Origin of the sequence: Aquimarina sp. TRL1, assembly GCF_013365535.1 — a bacterium.
Classification (GTDB): Bacteria; Bacteroidota; Bacteroidia; order Flavobacteriales; family Flavobacteriaceae; genus Aquimarina; species Aquimarina hainanensis.
The window spans coordinates 4,542,613-4,559,922 of sequence record NZ_CP053590.1 but is presented as its reverse complement, the minus strand read 5'-3'; the positions used below and the strand labels follow the sequence as shown (position 1 = coordinate 4,559,922).

At 32.8% G+C, this 17,310-nt stretch carries 15 protein-coding genes; 14 read left to right on the top strand and 1 reads right to left on the bottom strand.

What is annotated here, in order from left to right; genetic code table 11:
* Nucleotides 1–3 precede the first annotated feature (3 nt).
* Genes HN014_RS18745 through asnB form a run of 5 tightly spaced genes read left to right on the top strand, consistent with a single transcriptional unit; the run spans nucleotide 4 to nucleotide 6,369 of the window.
* On the top strand, nucleotides 4–1,107 hold the full coding sequence (locus HN014_RS18745) for a glycosyltransferase family 4 protein (protein ID WP_176030374.1): 1,104 nt from the start codon (nucleotides 4–6) through the stop codon (nucleotides 1,105–1,107).
* On the top strand, nucleotides 1,107–2,318 hold the full coding sequence (locus tag HN014_RS18740; protein WP_176030373.1) for a glycosyltransferase: 1,212 nt from the start codon (nucleotides 1,107–1,109) through the stop codon (nucleotides 2,316–2,318). The genes HN014_RS18745 and HN014_RS18740 overlap by 1 nt, the downstream gene beginning before the upstream one ends.
* Nucleotides 2,319–2,340: 22 nt before the next feature.
* Nucleotides 2,341–3,435: an EpsG family protein gene (locus HN014_RS18735; protein WP_176030372.1), complete on the top strand. Its 1,095-nt coding sequence runs from the start codon at nucleotides 2,341–2,343 to the stop codon at nucleotides 3,433–3,435.
* A complete protein-coding gene (locus HN014_RS18730) occupies nucleotides 3,428–4,441 on the top strand; it encodes a glycosyltransferase (protein ID WP_176030371.1) in 1,014 nt (337 codons plus the stop codon). Before HN014_RS18735 ends, HN014_RS18730 begins: the two co-directional genes overlap by 8 nt.
* Nucleotides 4,442–4,470: 29 nt before the next feature.
* On the top strand, nucleotides 4,471–6,369 hold the full coding sequence (gene asnB, locus HN014_RS18725; RefSeq protein ID WP_176030370.1) for an asparagine synthase (glutamine-hydrolyzing): 1,899 nt from the start codon (nucleotides 4,471–4,473) through the stop codon (nucleotides 6,367–6,369).
* 95 nt (nucleotides 6,370–6,464) lie between these two features.
* On the opposite strand, the gene HN014_RS18720 is transcribed toward asnB, so the two are convergent.
* Nucleotides 6,465–8,405 (bottom strand): hypothetical protein, encoded by a 1,941-nt coding sequence (locus HN014_RS18720; RefSeq protein ID WP_176030369.1) that lies wholly within the window; start codon nucleotides 8,403–8,405, stop codon nucleotides 6,465–6,467.
* Nucleotides 8,406–8,861: 456 nt separating this feature from the next.
* Between HN014_RS18720 and HN014_RS18715 the strand changes: the two genes are divergently transcribed.
* The 9 genes from HN014_RS18715 (at nucleotide 8,862) to HN014_RS18675 (ending at nucleotide 17,307) form a co-directional block, all read left to right on the top strand.
* Entirely contained in the window at nucleotides 8,862–10,022 is a 1,161-nt protein-coding gene (locus tag HN014_RS18715; RefSeq protein ID WP_254884041.1) for a glycosyltransferase family 4 protein, read from the top strand.
* A gap of 22 nt (nucleotides 10,023–10,044) precedes the next feature.
* Nucleotides 10,045–11,076: a sugar-transfer associated ATP-grasp domain-containing protein gene (locus HN014_RS18710; RefSeq protein WP_176030368.1), complete on the top strand. Its 1,032-nt coding sequence runs from the start codon at nucleotides 10,045–10,047 to the stop codon at nucleotides 11,074–11,076.
* A 62-nt stretch (nucleotides 11,077–11,138) separates the two neighbouring features.
* The gene (locus HN014_RS18705; RefSeq protein WP_254884040.1) at nucleotides 11,139–12,398 is read left to right on the top strand and encodes a CoF synthetase; all 1,260 of its coding nucleotides are present in this window, start codon (nucleotides 11,139–11,141) and stop codon (nucleotides 12,396–12,398) included.
* A 173-nt stretch (nucleotides 12,399–12,571) separates the two neighbouring features.
* Entirely contained in the window at nucleotides 12,572–13,186 is a 615-nt protein-coding gene (locus HN014_RS18700; RefSeq protein ID WP_176030366.1) for a sugar transferase, read from the top strand.
* Nucleotides 13,164–13,760: a formyltransferase family protein gene (locus HN014_RS18695; RefSeq protein WP_176030365.1), complete on the top strand. Its 597-nt coding sequence runs from the start codon at nucleotides 13,164–13,166 to the stop codon at nucleotides 13,758–13,760. The genes HN014_RS18700 and HN014_RS18695 overlap by 23 nt, the downstream gene beginning before the upstream one ends.
* A 9-nt stretch (nucleotides 13,761–13,769) precedes the next feature.
* Complete coding sequence (locus HN014_RS18690) at nucleotides 13,770–14,867, top strand: hypothetical protein (RefSeq protein ID WP_176030364.1); 1,098 nt, start codon at nucleotides 13,770–13,772, stop codon at nucleotides 14,865–14,867.
* A 42-nt stretch (nucleotides 14,868–14,909) separates the two neighbouring features.
* Nucleotides 14,910–16,406 (top strand): AMP-binding protein, encoded by a 1,497-nt coding sequence (locus HN014_RS18685; protein WP_176030363.1) that lies wholly within the window; start codon nucleotides 14,910–14,912, stop codon nucleotides 16,404–16,406.
* 22 nt (nucleotides 16,407–16,428) lie between these two features.
* On the top strand, nucleotides 16,429–16,671 hold the full coding sequence (locus HN014_RS18680; RefSeq protein ID WP_176030362.1) for an acyl carrier protein: 243 nt from the start codon (nucleotides 16,429–16,431) through the stop codon (nucleotides 16,669–16,671).
* A gap of 24 nt (nucleotides 16,672–16,695) precedes the next feature.
* Complete coding sequence (locus HN014_RS18675; RefSeq protein WP_176030361.1) at nucleotides 16,696–17,307, top strand: sugar transferase; 612 nt, start codon at nucleotides 16,696–16,698, stop codon at nucleotides 17,305–17,307.
* Nucleotides 17,308–17,310: the final 3 nt, after the last annotated feature.

Below are 17,310 nucleotides of genomic sequence, written 5' to 3'. Positions count from 1 at the left end.
TTTATGAAACTATTATACATTACAAATCAGGTTTGTGGTTCAGGAGGATTGGAAAGGGTATTGGCTATAAAAGCCAATTACCTGATTCAGCATTATGATTATGAAATTCATATGATTACCCTGAATCAGGGCAAGGAAAAACTTTTTTATGATTTTTCGGATCAAATAGTTTTTCATGATTTGAATGTATCGGGTAATCCTGTTGCTTATTTTAAGCAATATAAACGTCAAATAAATGAAGTAGTAGATCTAGTGTCACCGGATGTTATTTCTGTTTGTGATGATGGGTTAAAAGGTTTCTTTGTTCCTAAAATTCTGAAAAAGAAAATCCCAATACTGTATGAGCGTCATGCTTCTAAAAACATTTTTAAAAATGTAGATCATCCCGGACTACTTACGAGATGTAAGTATGCTATCATGAGCAGTTTGATGGATATAGGTGCACGTTCATATGATGCGTTTATAGTACTCACTAATTATAACCTCACTGAATGGACGAATGAAAATATTCATGTGATTCCAAATCCATTATCATTTGAGGTTAATAAAGAGCTAAATCCCAATGCACAAAATAAACTCATTTTTGTAGGAAGTCATGTATTTCAGAAAGGAATTGATCGTTTGCTGAAGATCTGGGAGACAATACATACTGATTTTCCGGATTGGTCCCTGGAGATATATGGAAAAATGGATGAAGCCAAAACGTATAGCAGTATGGCAGCTTCTATGGAACTGGGAGAAAGTGTACGTTTTTTTAATCCGGTTAGAGATATAAAACAAAAATACGAAGAAGCATCAATCTATGTTATGACTTCCAGATCCGAAGGTTTTGGAATGGTGTTAATAGAGGCAATGTCAGTAGGAGTACCGTGTGTTGCTTTTGATTGCCCATGTGGACCGACTGATATTATTACACATGGCGAGGATGGGTTTTTAATTGAAAATGGAGCCATTGAAACCTTTGCAGAAACTCTTTCGGGTTTAATGAAGAATAAAACACAAAGATTGCAAATGGGAGAGAAGGCTTTGCAACATGTAAAGCGATATGAAGTAGCACATGTAATGCCAATTTGGGATCATCTATTTAACACATTAATCAAAAAATAATGAAAAAGGTTTTATTGATAATGCCATATGGTAGTGTGGGAGGAATGGAACGCTTGGCACTGTATTTCTATAATTATTTTAAAGCACATGATATCTATGTAAAAGGTCTGAAAATAATACGATTGGAGAATGATATTATTAATTTTAATGAAGATGAGCTGTTTCTGTCTGATAAGGATTTTTCTGAGATGTCAGCTAAAAACCGAATGCTTTTTTATTTAAAATGCCCTTTTGCAATTCGAAAAATAATTAAAAATCACCAAATTACTCATAGTATTTCCTTTGGGGATATGTCCAATGTTTTTAATAGCCTGACCTTTACTAAAAACTATAAAATTGGAAGTATTCACTCCTATAAAAGCAAGGAATTAATCAGTAAAAACTTGTGGAATACGATTAGTAAGGTTGCTTATAAAACCTCTTATAAGTACCTGGATAAATGTGTATGTATCAGTCAGGCAGTAAAAGATGATCTGATCGAAAATTGCGGATATCGATTTAAGCATAACTTATCAGTTATTTACAATCCTCACAATATTGATAAAATTCGAAGCATGGGGAAAGAGCCCATTGATGAAATATCAGAAGAGGTAAAGGAACGTTTTATTGTTTTTGTAGGGAGAATTTCACTGGTTAAAGCACCATGGCATCTTATTAAAGCTTTTAAGTTACATCTGGAAAAATTTCCTCAGACTAAATTGGTGTTTTTGGGCGATGGAGCAGGAGAGTGTCAGGAGTATATTCAGGAGCTAATTACGACTTTGGGAATTGAGGACAGTATTCTTTTTTTAGGAAGACATAACAACCCTTTTAAGTTTATCAAAGCAGCAAAGTTGTTAGCATTATCTTCGTACTATGAAGGAACGCCTAATGTCATCATAGAAGCGTTGGCATTGGGGACACCGGTTGTGACGTCGAATTGTACTAAAGGACTGCTGGAAATTATGGATGTAGGTAAAACAGATGGGGAAATCAATCATAATCTTATGACTGCTTATGGAATTATTACGCCAACTTTTTTCAAAGGTTCGTTGAGTTTTCCTGATATGACGAAAGATTTCATAACAGAAGAAGTGCAGTTTTCAGAAGCATTAAACACTGTTTTTGAAACGGATCAATTCTATAAAGATGCTGATAGACTTAAAAAACATCTGGAACTTTTCGAAGTATCTCATACGATAAGCAATTATTTAGATACCAAAGCCGTTTAATCTATTTTGAGAAAGAAATTACATGATTGATTTTATCCCATTAGAGTATTATTATGAAGTGTATTTATACTATTGTATGATTACAGTACTATTTATCTTGCTTCATAGTGTTGTACTACAGATAAATGATATTAAAAATATTTTTTTCTTAAAAGGAATCGGTATTATTACACTTCTGTTATTGACGGTTTATATAGGATATAGACCAGTAAGTGGGAAGTATTTTATCGATATGAGTACCTATGCCTTGCATTTTGACCATTATGCAAATGGAGGTAGTGTCTATGTTACAGAAGATGTTTTCTTTCATAATTTTATGAGATTGTGTGCATTAGTAGTCGATGTTAATACGTTCTTTTTTATCTGTGCTATCATTTATATTATTCCGATGTATATCGTGTCCAAAAAGTACTTTAAAGAATATTGGTTCTATTCTTTCTTTATGTTTATCATTGCTTTTTCTTTTTGGACATATGGTACCAATGGAATTAGAAATGGTTTGGCTACCTCTATATTCCTCTTAGCAGTTTCTTTTTACAATAAAAAAATCATAATGTATACATTGTTATTTATGTCTACATTGTTTCATAAATCCTTGGTACTGCCGGTTTCTGCATTTCTGATCACCGTGTTTTATAATAACCCGAAACACTTTTTATACGCCTGGCTTTTGGCAACTCCTATTTCGATAGCTACAGGAAGTTTTTGGGTAGGATTGTTTACAAGTATTGGATTTGGAGATGATCGTTTATCAGGATATCTGACGAGTGAACTGGATGAGTCTATAAAAAGTTCGGGATTCCGATTTGATTTCTTGTTTTATAGTAGTTTTCCGGTGTTGGCAGGATGGTATTTTATATTTAAAAGAAAGTTTGAAGATAAGATATACAATCAATTATTTAACACCTATTTAATAGCCAATACATTTTGGGTACTGGTGATTACCGCGAATTTCTCCAATCGATTTGCGTATCTATCCTGGTTTTTAATGTCATTAATCATTATTTATCCTTTCTTAAAAAAACAGTTTTTTAAAAATCAACAGTTAAACATCGCTTTGGTAACTGTAGCCTATTTCGGTTTTACTTATTTAATGTTTACAATATATTATGGTTAAAGATATTATTGATTCGAAAAAATTAAGCATTATCATTCCGATGTATAATGTAGCACAATATTTAGAAACCTGCGTAGCTTCTGTACAGCGACAAGGCTTAGATGAAGCGGATTATGAAATTTTGATGATCAATGATGGTTCTCCTGATAATTGTGAGCAAAAGGCAAAACAGCTATCGTCCCGATACTCGGTAATTAAAGTGATTTCTCAGGAAAATAAAGGTTTGGGAGGAGCTAGGAATACTGGAATAGAACATGCTATCGGGACCTATTTGCTTTTTCTTGATGCGGATGATATTTACATAGATGGAGTGATTCCTTCTTTAATAAATATAGCTACAGCAAATCAATTAGATATTCTAGAGTATGGAGCACAAGGAATTGATGAACAGGGAAATGTGATTTATGAAGTAGCTTATGATGGAGGAGGAGAAGTAAAATCTGGAGTTCTGTATTACCGTGATATGAAATATATGAACTCTGCCTGTAATAAATTGTATCGCAGAAGTTTTCTTGTAGACAATAAACTGGTTTTTTTAGAGAAAATCTATGGAGAAGATTTTGAATTCAATACACGTGCCTTGTATTTTGCAGAACGATGCATGGCTATTGATACGATTGTTGCAAAATTCCTACAGACAGCAGGCTCTATAACGAGATCTACCGATATTAATAAGAAAAGAAAATATGTAGAGGATCTTATATTGATATTGCAAAATATCAAAAACTTTAGAGAAAAAAATGAAATAAAAAATAAGGAGAATACTGCTTTTTTTGATGAGAGAATGACAATGACCAATATTGATCTGTTCTTTCAGATGTTTAAGTATAATTTCCCTTTTAAAGAAGTTACATCAGTTAAACAACGATTAGAAAAAGAAAACCTCTTGTATATAAATCATAAGGTAACTGATAGAAATAAAAATTTATTTAGAAAATATTTACTTGGGTATAACCTCTTCTTTTTTAAACAAGCATCAATGCTCAAGAAGATGTTAGGAAAGTAGTAATAAACCAAATTAAGAAATTTAACTATATGTGTGGTATAAACGGCTTTATCAATTTTTCTTCAAAAGATGATTTAGAACTGAAAAGAGATATTTCATTGATGAATGATTGTATTATTCACAGAGGACCGGATAGTGATGGAGTTTTTCATGATTCGAATGATTCCTACGCAATTGCTATGGGAATGAGAAGGTTGTCGATTATTGATTTAGATACAGGGAATCAACCGATATTTTCAGAGGATAAGCAGATTTGTATTGTTTTTAACGGAGAAATCTATAACTATAGAACGCTTAGAAAAGAGCTGGAATCAAATGGAGTTCATTTTACCACTAAAGGAGATACAGAAGTAATCTTAAAGTTGTATGAAACAGAAGGGGTGGCAGGATTCAAAAAACTTGATGGAATGTTTGGTTTTAGTATTTATGACAAAAGCATTCATAAAGTTTTTATCGGAAGAGATTATTTTGGAGAAAAACCCATGTATTATACGCAGCAACAGAATAAATTTATCTGGGCTTCGGAATTAAAATCAATTATTTCTACACTACCGACCATACCTCCCATTAATAAGCAAGGGCTTAATTTATTTTTTAGACTTACCTACATTCCATCACCTTATACAATATACGAAGGTGTATATAAGTTAAAACCTAATCATTATTTGGTATATGACCTGACCAAAAATGAGTTTGAAATAGAAGAAATCGAAAAAGATACACCGGCAACTACTTCGTCTGTCTCTTTCGAAAATGCAAGAGAAGAAGTCAAAAAATTAGTAGAAGAGAGTGTAGAAAGCCGATCAGTATCAGATGTATCTTTGGGGACATTTTTATCCGGAGGAGTTGACTCTTCGATTGTTTCCTTGTGTTTATCGCAGATCAGCTCAAAAAAAATCAACACTTTTTCTATTGGTTTTGAAAAGAAATCATACGACGAAACTGATAAGTCCAGAGTTGTTGCCAAAATGATCAATAGTGATCATCATGAGTTTATTATTAATGAAAAAGACCTGGAGAATAATGTTAGTGAAATTCTTTTGAATTTTGATGAACCATTTTCTGATTCTTCCTCTCTGCCGAGTTATCTCGTGGCTAATAAAACAAGTGAACATGTAAAAGTAGCATTAACAGGGGATGGAGGAGATGAAGTATTTGGAGGGTATAACAAGTATTATATGGGAAGTATAAATCAACGATATACAAAGTTGGTACCACAAGCTGCGCATAAATTGCTTCTAAACACATCAGAATCCCTGTTTAAGACTAAAGATGATAAAAGAGGAAAACGATTTAAAATAAAGAGGTTGTTGAATGCGATAGACTATACAGATAATTATTATTGGGACATTATTTCGTTAGGATATGCATCAGATAGTCTATCAGAATATCTATCTCCAGAGTATTTAGAAAATAGTGTGTTTGATTATTATAAGAATGCCACAGGAATATCTTCTCCAAAAAACCTTACTGAATATCGTACCATAGATAAACATATGAGTTTAGAGGGGGATATGCTGGTCAAGGTGGATAGAACCAGTATGTTGACTTCTTTGGAATGTAGAGCTCCATTTTTAAACAAAAAAATATGGAAGTATACGAATTCTTTGCCTGCAGAATATTTAATGAAAGGGTGGGATAAAAAATTTATTCTCAAAGAAGCGTTTAAAGATCAGTTTCCAGATGGTTTTTTAGATAAATCAAAAGCAGGTTTTGGAGTTCCTGTCGGAGATTGGTTACGCTCGTCATTAAAGAAAGAGTTAGAGAGCTTTATAGCTCCTTCTTTTCTTAAAGAGCAGCATATCTTCAAGGAAGATAAAATAACTAAATTGGTAAAAGATCATATAAACGGAAGGGATAATACCTTTAAGGTATGGACTTTTTTCTGTTTTCAGAAATGGTATAAAAACATATACATGAATCATTAAAAAAAGCCCTCGTTTCGAGGGCTTTTTAGTTTAATAATTTTTTAAGTCTTCAATGTACTAACATAAATTGAAGCTTGTTATATAGAGGGGTCCGATTATTGTACGCAGGTATTGTTAGAGATAAGTACTTCTCCATCATTAGTCGTTGATTGTACGATAATACATTCTTTAGTAGGATCTACATTGATATGATTGTCCTTGATGCCTATACTGAGATTGGTGTTTTTTAAATGAATTCCATCTCTGTTAGTATCGATTCTATTCTTGGATAATTCAATACTCTTAGAGTCGTATATTTCAAAACTCTGAAAGAAGTGATTATCAATCACATCGATATTGTGCGACATAGTGATAAGGTTATGAACAGGAGATCGGGTAGTGTTTTTAGTCACTGTTACTTTCCAGTTCTGTGCTTCTGGCTCAAGATTGACACTGGCAAATTTTATAGGATTGGACGTAACGGTAATATCATTGTCCCTAAGTGTAATATTATTTACACTCGTCATAAAAACAAATATCCCTCGACTGTCCTTTCTGGAACTGTTTAGTGTATTAGAATAGATCTCAGAATTTTCTAGTTGACTAGGGAAGATAGCCGTAGTAAAATCAGTAATTACATTTTTATATACTTTGGTATCTCTGTTTTTGACATTAATACCTACATTATATCCGATAATTTCATTCTCAGAGATATCGTTATTATAGATTGTCTCACTATTGGCAGTTCTTCCTGCAAGAATTGCTGTCCCTTCAGTTTTATCAGACCCAACAGCTGTAATTTTATTTTTTCTGATTTTTATTCCATTTCCAAAAGAATACCCTATCGAATTTTCAGTTTGGTTTCCTTCAATAAGAATATCGTATCCGATAAAAACAAGAAACGCTCCTTTTCTTCCTCCTCTTTCTATGTTATTGACAATCTGGATGTCTCTAGCCATTTCATCATAAATTAGTTCTCCATCATCTCCTCTTTCCCGTTCTGCTTCAATATCAATTCCAAATCCGGGAGCTATTCCTGTAGAATGTGCTGTATTAATACTGGCATTTAGAAATTGATTGTTTTCAATTCTGATATCCCTACCATCACTGACGGTTAGGTTGTTTCTTCTGTTACTATCGAGAATACAGTTTTTAATAATAATATTATTAGAAGGTTTGTAACCTTCTGGTGTGTGGGTAAAACCGATACTATTAATATCGATTCCATCTCCCGCACCATTTACAGCGCGTACTCCATCAATAACAACATTAACAGCAGATCTCAATGCCAGTACATGTCCCCATTCATGAGTTCCTCCACCGGCATAATTATGTTCATCTCTATCTCCGTATAGATTTCCTCCTTTAATAGTAATATTCTCAGCATCGTGTACTGCTAATAAACTGTATTTAGAACTGCTATTAGGAAAAGTACGTATATGCGTATCATTACTCATAATCAAAGTAAAGTTGGAAGGCACATTAATTGCTTCCAAAGTCGGATAATAATTTCCTTCTACATACTCCTCCGCAATATAAAAATAGGCATCCATAGCACCTATAGAAAAACTTTCAGCTTTAAGTGCCTGTGCCATTTCAAAATTATCTTCCAGGATTTTTTTATTTCTCAGTGCGTTTTCTTGAGTAGTTTTTCCTTGCACAATCTCCCATCTCGAAGGAAGAAATTGATAAGCTGGATTTTTTAGTTTGGTAGAGCCTTCTATTTTCAATTTAGAATTTAGAAGTCTTCCGTCAATATAACCGCCGTTAAATTTTAAGGTTCCGTTAGTAATAATACCTCCATCAAAATCAAATTTAAAATTCTCAGGAAGTTCAATTGTTTTTCCGTCTAGGTCTAAAATACAATCAATAACCATCACTCCATTAACAGGTAGGTCTCCATTTAAGTTAAACTTACATGGAGCATCAGAGATAGGTTCTTCGACACCTGGAGGGGGAACAACAACAGGATCTTCTATGACTTCATTGTCGCTGCTGCACGCAAGAAAGAAAAAACAGCAACATAGAATCAGGGAATAGGTTTTGGTAGTTTTCATTAGTAATATATTTAATAGATTTAAGGTGCTAATAAATAACGTGATTATTTGGTATATATTATATTATTACGTGTTAAAATTAAGTTAAAATTAACATTTAACTAATTGTAAATCAGTAAGTTAATTATTGTTAATTTATATAAATTTTATGGTTTTTCCTTAATAGGTAATAATACCTGTTTGAAAATCAAATATTTAATAATATAGGAGAAGGAGCTTTTTTGATTACGGTTTTGTAATAAAAATTAACAAGAAAATACAAAAGGTAAAAATCAAAATAGCAAAGAAAATAAAATCATCTTTTTTTTATGCATTTTTATAAGAAAAATGGTTTTTGTTTTTCAGAATTATCTTTGGAGAATATCAACAGGATTTCCATATAAATATGAAAATTAAGATATATCTTTGTCGTATCACAAAAACATCATATTTCACACAATAACGATTTAAAACACAGTGAAAAAAATTATAAGGGTAACAACTGTTCCTTTGTCTTTAGGGGGATTACTAAAAGGGCAGTTAAAATTCATGTCTCAGTATTTTGATATAAAAGGAATATCGAGTTCAGGTGGGGATAAGCTTCAAAAGGTTTCAGAAGAAGAACAAATACCAGTCATTGGGGTAGAAATGACCAGAAAAATTACCCCATTACAGGATTTAAAGGCGGTTTATCAATTATATAAAATTTTCAGGAAAGAAAAACCTGATATTGTACATAGCCATACTCCAAAAGCAGGGACTTTGTCAATGATCGCTGCAAAATTAGCAGGAGTACCGATACGGTTACACACCATTGCAGGACTCCCTTTATTGGTAGCTACTGGAAGTAAAAGAAAATTACTGGATAGAGTAGAGAAAATTACGTATCGCTGTGCAAGCAAAATATACCCAAACTCTTATGGCTTAAAAGATATTATAGAACAGAATAAGTATACAAAACCAAACAAGTTAAAAGTAATTGGAAAAGGTAGTTCTAATGGGATTGATACTGCTCATTTTGATCCTGCTATATATACTGAAAACGAGAAAGATGCTTTTAGAAAAGATTTAGGAATTACTCCTTCGGATTTTGTTTTTCTGTTTGTAGGACGTTTAGTAACAGATAAAGGAATTAATGAATTAATTCATGCATTCCGAAAAATAAATGAAGAGAATGATTCAGTGAAACTTCTGTTGGTAGGTCCTTTTGAAAAAGAGTTGGATCCGGTAACAAAAGAAACCGAAGACGAGATTGAGACCAATAAGAATATTATATCTCTAGGGTGGCAGGATGATGTCAGACCTTATTTCGCAATAGCTAATGTACTTACATTTCCTAGTTATAGAGAAGGATTTCCTAATGTGGTGATGCAATCAGGGGCTATGGGACTACCGAGTATTGTTACTGATATTAATGGGTGTAATGAGATCGTAAAAGAAGGGGTAAATGGTATGATTATTCCTGTAAAAGACGCCAATTCTCTATACGATAAAATGAAAGAAATATTGACAAATGGTATTTTGTATACCCGTCTGGCTAAAAATGCCAGAGCAGTAATCGTCAAAGATTATGAAAGACAATTTATATGGGATTCATTACTGGAAGAGTATACGAAGCTTTTGGAACAACAACATTAATTTTTTTAAGTAGCGCTTCGTAATGAAACAGCGAATTTCAGTTTTTTTAAATGATAAGGAAAGAAAACCTATCTTAAAAATAATAAAGGAAGCTATTGTCTTTTGGTTTGTAAAAAAAGAACTTCCTTTTTTCTATTTCGGAAAATTTTTATATCGAAAAAATGTAACAAACTATACCGATTATCTCAGTAGCAAAGAGGTGGATGAAATAACTTTATCTAAGAAGATGCATCAATATCAGTATGCTTCGATTCTTAGAAATAAATTGTCATTTGCTGTGTATATGGAATATAATGGATTACCAGTTCCAAAACTCATAGGATATAATCTAAACAATACATTTTTTTATAAAAAAAAGGGAGTGTCTGTTACTGATACAAAAGAGTTGCATTCTTTTTTTAGTACCTTGTTTGAAACAGAAATGAAGGATGAGATTTTTATAAAATCTATCAAAGACATGGGAGGGAATGGTTGTTTTTTGGTTCGGAAAGATACCTTGAAAAAACAGCTGGAAAAGTATGGAGATTATCTATTGTCTAATGATTGTATTTATCAGGAAGTAGTCATACAGCATGACGATATAAATAAAATTTATCCGCATAGTATCAATACACTTCGATTTGATTCGTATATTGATAAAAAAGGAACCATTCATATTTTATCCGCTTTTATGCGATTTGGAGCAGGAGGTAGTGTAATCGATAATGGAAGTTCGGGAGGGTATTATCTTTCGGTAAATATGGAAAAAGGAGTACTGTCAGGAGAAACCCATCAATTGATGAAATATGGAGGGAATAAGCTAAAAGCCCATCCGGATACAGAAGTGGTATTTGACGAATATAAAATACCTTTTTTTGAAGAAGCATGCGAATTGATAAAAAAAGCAGTTATTTATATTCCAGACCGGATTATAGGATGGGATATAGCAATTAGTAACAAAGGTCCTGTTATTATAGAAGGAAATGATAACAATTCTTTTATTACACCGGATATTGCTTATGGAGGATACTTAAAACATCCTTTGTTTAAGGAAATTATGAACGAGGTAAAATAGTGATATAGAATTACGCCCTAATGAGAAATGCAGAACTATTAAGACGGAACTTTTTTTGGTTTATGGATAAAGTAAAAAAAGGTAAGGTCAAAAATCATTATCAAGATATAAAATACATTATAGAGAACCCGTTACACCCTAAAGTAATGGCAAAAAAAGATGATAGCTTGATCAATATTCTAGACCATGCAGTTCATAGTACTGATTTTTACAAAAAATACAGGGAATACTCATCTATACACGATTTTCCGATTATCGATAAAAATATAATCAGAGACCAATTTAATGGTTTTCAAGCAGCATCCTATATAGATGAACCCAAGCAGGAGGTGTTTACCAGTGGATCAACAGGGACTCCATTTAGGTTGTTCCATGATATGTCTAAAAGAGATAGAAATACAGCTGATAATATTTACTTTTCTGAAAGAGGTGGTTATACCCTGGGAAATGAATTGACCTATTTTAGGTTATGGAAGACATATGGTAAAAAGTCATTTCTAACCAATAAAATTAAAAATATCATTCCGGTTGATGTTTTTAGTTTAAAAGAAAATCATGTTATAGAAGACATTCTGGACAAACTGAGAAAAAATAAATCAACGATGAGTTGGTTAGGGTATGTGTCTGCTATAGAAAAGATTTGTAGGTATATGGATGAAAAAAACAGTAGTCCGTTACCTGGTAAGCTGGTTTCTGTTATTACGATCTCAGAAAAGTTAAATGATTATACCAGAGATGCTATGAAGAAATATTTCGGGATTAATCCGATATCGAGATATTCTAATACAGAAAATGGAATCATAGCGCAGGAAATTCATACTGAAGAAGATGGTTTTATCATCAATACAGCCAGTTATTACGTAGAAATACTCGATATAGAAACTAATACTCCTGTAGAAAATGGAGCTATAGGAAAAATTGTGGTGACAGACCTTTATAATTACTGCATGCCGGTTATACGATATGATACAGGAGATATAGGAGCTAAACATATGATTGATGGAAAAGAAATCTTATGTCGTATAGAAGGTAGAAAGATGGACGTACTTACGGATACAAAAGGAGAAGCTATATACTCTAATATTATGTATGTAGCGAATCATTACCAGGAGCTGAAACAATGTCAGTTGATTCAAAAAGATCATGGCGTTTATCTTTTTAAAATTAATATTGAAGGAGTTTTTCAGAGAGAAGCAGAATTTATCAAAAAATACAGAGACTTTTTAGGAGCTGATGCGACCATATCTGTAGAGTATGTAGATGAAATTCCTCTTCTGGATTCTGGTAAGCGGCGTTTTATGGTTAATGAGATGAAAAACTAATAGTTTTTTCTGCACTGTAGGAAAAAACATAGAAATATCTTACTTTAAAAAAGTAAAAAAAGGGTATTTTTCCCCTTACAAGGAATATTTCAATGTCTTATTTTTGATGTATCTTAAAGGAGTGAAATAAGACATTATTTTTATCAAATGGAATACTTTTTAATAACAGATTAGTGTATAAATTTTATGTAAAAAGGGGGATTGATTTTGTTTTTGCATTCGTACTTATCCTGTTGTTATTTCCTGTTTTTTTAGTTGTATTTATATTATTGTCTATAGCTAATAAAGGCTATCCTTTTTTTGTTCAGAGACGACCGGGAAAAGGAGAGAAGATCTTTAGTATTATAAAGTTCAGGACAATGAATAATAAAAAAGATGCGGAAGGCAATCTGCTTCCGGATAAAGACAGGCTGACAACTATAGGTAAGTTCGTAAGAAAAACCTCATTAGACGAAATCCCACAACTATTTAATGTGTTAAAAGGCGATATGAGTTTTATAGGACCAAGACCCCTGTTGATTCGGTATTTGCCTTATTATCACGAAAACGAAAGAAAAAGGCATACAGTATTACCGGGAATAACAGGTCTGGCACAAGTTTCAGGAAGAAATGTGTTAGCCTGGGATAAAAGACTGGCGTTAGATGTAACCTATGTAGAGAACATCTCTTTTTTATTGGATGTAAAAATAATAATAAGTACCGTGGTTAAGGTAATTGCATCAAAAGATGTAGTAGTAGACCCTAATTCGGTAATAGTAGATTTAGATGAGTACAGAAAAGAAAATTAATTGGGCGATTTTAGTGACAGGTTGGGGTAGAAATGCCAAAGATACATTAGAAGCTTTTGATAATAAGAAATTCGATAAAAGTAAAATAAGACTTGTTGTTTATCAGGAAGAACCATGTGGAGCTGCTGAAAAAGCCAGAGAGATGGGGGTGGAAACACTACAGTTGGTTAGAAAAGAATTTGACAGTGCAGTAGCCTACCAAGAGAAGCTGATTCAGGTGTTAAAGGAGCGGGAAATTGATTTTATTTTTATGCTTAATTATAAGTATATTATTAGAGAGGCAATGCTAAAAGCATTTCCGGATAGAATACTCAATATCCACCCGTCTCTTTTTCCTAGCTTTTTGGGGACTAAAACAGCCATTCAGGATGCGTTGGCATATGGAGTAAAAATAACAGGAATTACTACTCATATAATTGATGATAAGGTAGATGAAGGGAAAATATTATGTCAGAAAGCCATTAAGGTAAAAGAAGGAGACACTTTTGATACCTTATACCCAAAGTTTGCCAAGCAGGGAAGAAAAATTATTATTAAAACAATTCAAGAAATCGAACGATCACATATTTTGTAAATTAAACCAATGGGGGAAGATCTGGAAATAATTCCAATAACAAAATCAACGTTAAGAGAAGCTGTAAAATCAAATAAATTCTGGAAGGATGAAGTAGCACCTTTACCGAAAAGTAAAGCGACTTGGTTGCTACAGAACAATCGAATTGAAGAAGATGATTATTGCGGTATTATAGCTGTAGAAAAAGGAAAAATAATGGCTTACATCCTATTATTTCCTGATTTGATTAATACAGTAGAAAAAACAGTAGAGAAAGTATATTGGATGCTATTGTGGTGGGTGCATAAAAAATATAAGGATACAGTATTAGGAACGTATTTTTATAGAGAAGCTTTAGGGTTGACTAAAAGCAGGGTCATTATCAAATCATTTGCAGAAGAAGTCAATGAGTTTTATAAAAAACAACCTTTTGATGTTTTGTTAGCCAGAGAGCGATTTACACTTTTTTTTAGTGTAGAACCCTCTATTCTCGTTGGGAGATTTCCGAAGTTAACACCGTTTAAACCGGTGTTAAAAGTGCTTGATAAAACAGTCGCTTTCTTAGTAAGGAATAAAAATAACTGGGGAATTAAAAAAAGAACTGCTGTATTATCTTATGAATACCCTCAATCCATTGACGATAAACTCTGGGCGTTTATAGCGCCTTTGTGCAAGGATGATCTGATTCTGAAGACGCAAGAGTATGTTAATTGGCAATTAGATTATAAACAATATACACAGGTAAACCCAGGAGATACGTTTCCTTATAAGTCATTACTCGCAGGATTGAGTAGTAAGGTGTATATAACCAATGTTGCGGTGAAGGAAGGTGAAAAAATTATTGGTTTTTTCTCTTATGTGGTTAATAATAAAGAGTTTAATATAAAATACTTTTTGGTAGAAGAAGAAAAGAAATTAGCAGTTATTGTAGATGCACTAATGGAGCATTTTATAAAAGAAAAAACCAGTTTTATATTTACAGATGATGCCATCCTGGCTAAAAAAATCACTGAAAAGTACTCAGCAATATTTGTTTACAAAAAAATTAAGAAAGCTTTAGCACATAAAACGCTTTCTTTGACGTTAGGGCATTTGAGTTTTCATAACAGAGATGGACATTTCTTTTAAAAAGAGAGAGTTTAGAGGTAAAGTTTATAATTAATAGAATTGATGAATTACATAACCAACTTATATAAAGTTATTACATCCAGTCGGGAGGATACGGCATTTTGTATTAAGGATACTTTTTATAGCTATAAGCAATTAGGGAAAGAGATAGCCAGGATTCGAAATGTAATTAATGATACCATTCCTGAAAATGATAAACTTGTAGGGTTGGTTACGAATGATGATATATATACATATGCCAGTATATTGGCACTTTGGTTTGAAGGGAAAGCCTATGTTCCGGTAAACCCTTTGACGCCGAAGGAGCGAAATGTTCACGTTTTTGAATTGACGAATTCTGTATATGTGTTAGATTCTTCAGAAAAAAGTATCTATGAAGATTCTTTTACTGTAATTACTACAGCTACTCTTCAGAATAACGGAAGTGCATCCAAGCCAAAACCAGTAAATAAAGAGGATATTGCGTATATCCTTTTTACATCAGGGACTACAGGAGTGCCAAAAGGAGTGCCTATAACATTTCATAATGTCGAGAGTTTGGTGAATGCAGTTGATGCAGATTCAGAGTTTAATTTAGTTTCTTCAGATCGATGTCTTCAAATGTTTGAATTGACATTTGATTTCTCGGTAGTGACCTACCTGTTTCCTTTGCTTAAAGGAGCAAGTATATATACGATACCTTCTAATGCGATTAAATATTTACAGGTTTTCAGGTTGATGGAGACATATAAATTAACAGTACTGACAATGGTTCCCTCTATCATTAATTATTTGCGACCATATTATAGTGAGATCATAGCTCCCGAAGTACGATATTGTAGTTTTGGAGGAGGAGCATTGCATGCAGATATTGCAGCAGAATGGAGTGAGTGTATTTCCAATGCGCGGATATTTAATTATTATGGTCCGACAGAATTTACTGTGTATAGTGGGTATTACCCTTATGATGCGGTATCAGCTACCAAAGCCCATAATGGAATTATTTCCATTGGTAGAGAATTAGCAGGAGTACGATATATGATTGTCGATGCAGATAATAATGAGGTAGCTGTAGGAGAAACAGGAGAACTCTGTTTAATAGGAGATCAATTAACTGCAGGATATTGGAAAAATAAAGAACGAAATGAAGTTTCTTTTTTTAATTTTGATGAAAAAGGAAAGCAGTTACGTGCTTATAAGACAGGAGATTTGTGTTTTGTGGATGAAGAAGGAGATTTTATGTATGTAGGGCGTGCTGATTTTCAGGTAAAAATACGAGGATATCGTGTAGAACTGGCAGAAATAGAATATCATGCTAAAACGGTGGTTGAGAAAAAAGTCAATATAGTAGCATTGGACATTACCAATTCATTGGGAAATGCAGAATTAGGGCTGGCAATCGAGTCAGAAGTGTTTGAACTCGATGCAATGATAGCTTATATGAAGAAAAAAATGCCCCCGTATATGATTCCGACGCATTATAAGTTTGTAGACGAATTTCCGCATAGTATTAATGGCAAAATAAATAGAAAAGAACTTAGAACATTTTTTACACAATAAAATACACAAAAAATATAGATTCATGACAGTAGAAAATATATTAACCGGCATTAAAGAATCGTTTGTTATTATTTTGGAACACGATGATTTCGAATTGACAACAGAGACCGTTGCGGATGATGTAGAAGGATGGGAGTCGATTACCCATATGATGTTAATAGGAGAAGTAGAGAAAAAATTCAACGTTAAGTTTAAATTAATGGACTTGATGAAAATGGAAAATGTAGGAGATCTCGTAGCAGCTATAAAAAAAGAATTAAACTAATAATATTATATATCTGTACATAAAATGTATCGTTTAGTTTTTAAGAGATTACTTGATTTTTTAGCCGCATTTTTTGGGCTGTTGATTTTGTCACCGGTTTTGATAATAGTCATCATCGTTTTATTGTTCTCGAATAAAGGAAAACCTTTTTTCTTTCAAACCAGACCTGGTAAAGATGGAAAGCTCTTTAGGATTATCAAGTTAAAATCCATGAATGATAAAAAAGATGCCAATGGGGAATTATTACCATATAAAGATCGAATTACTAAAACAGGAGCATTTGTTCGTAAGTATTCGTTGGATGAAATTCCGCAGCTGATTAATGTATTGAAGGGCGATATGAGTTTAATAGGTCCGAGGCCTTTATTAGAGCAATACCTTCCGTTATACAATGAACGGCAGAAAAAAAGACATTTGGTGCGCCCAGGGATAACAGGATGGGCACAGGTAAATGGGCGAAATGCAATCAGCTGGTCTCAAAAATTTGAATACGATGTCTGGTATGTAGAAAACCTAAGCCTCTTATTAGATATTAGAATAATATTCAAAACCATTAAGAAGGTTTTGATAAAGGAAGGAGTGAATAATCAAGAAAATCTAAACATGCCGGTATTTACAGGTAATGATAACGAATAATCG

Excerpts from the sequence above, each read along its gene's own strand:
- HN014_RS18675 (WP_176030361.1), top strand. The coding sequence starts at position 16,696 with ATGTATCGTTTAGTTTTTAAGAGATTACTTGATTTTTTAGCCGCATTT.
- HN014_RS18690 (WP_176030364.1), top strand. The coding sequence starts at position 13,770 with ATGGGGGAAGATCTGGAAATAATTCCAATAACAAAATCAACGTTAAGA.
- HN014_RS18685 (WP_176030363.1), top strand. The coding sequence starts at position 14,910 with ATGAATTACATAACCAACTTATATAAAGTTATTACATCCAGTCGGGAG.
- HN014_RS18735 (WP_176030372.1), top strand. The coding sequence starts at position 2,341 with ATGATTGATTTTATCCCATTAGAGTATTATTATGAAGTGTATTTATAC.
- HN014_RS18745 (WP_176030374.1), top strand. The coding sequence starts at position 4 with ATGAAACTATTATACATTACAAATCAGGTTTGTGGTTCAGGAGGATTG.
- HN014_RS18680 (WP_176030362.1), top strand. The coding sequence starts at position 16,429 with ATGACAGTAGAAAATATATTAACCGGCATTAAAGAATCGTTTGTTATT.
- asnB (WP_176030370.1), top strand. The coding sequence starts at position 4,471 with ATGTGTGGTATAAACGGCTTTATCAATTTTTCTTCAAAAGATGATTTA.
- HN014_RS18720 (WP_176030369.1), bottom strand. The coding sequence starts at position 8,405 with ATGAAAACTACCAAAACCTATTCCCTGATTCTATGTTGCTGTTTTTTC.
- HN014_RS18730 (WP_176030371.1), top strand. The coding sequence starts at position 3,428 with ATGGTTAAAGATATTATTGATTCGAAAAAATTAAGCATTATCATTCCG.
- HN014_RS18695 (WP_176030365.1), top strand. The coding sequence starts at position 13,164 with ATGAGTACAGAAAAGAAAATTAATTGGGCGATTTTAGTGACAGGTTGG.
- HN014_RS18740 (WP_176030373.1), top strand. The coding sequence starts at position 1,107 with ATGAAAAAGGTTTTATTGATAATGCCATATGGTAGTGTGGGAGGAATG.
- HN014_RS18710 (WP_176030368.1), top strand. The coding sequence starts at position 10,045 with ATGAAACAGCGAATTTCAGTTTTTTTAAATGATAAGGAAAGAAAACCT.
- HN014_RS18705 (WP_254884040.1), top strand. The coding sequence starts at position 11,139 with ATGGATAAAGTAAAAAAAGGTAAGGTCAAAAATCATTATCAAGATATA.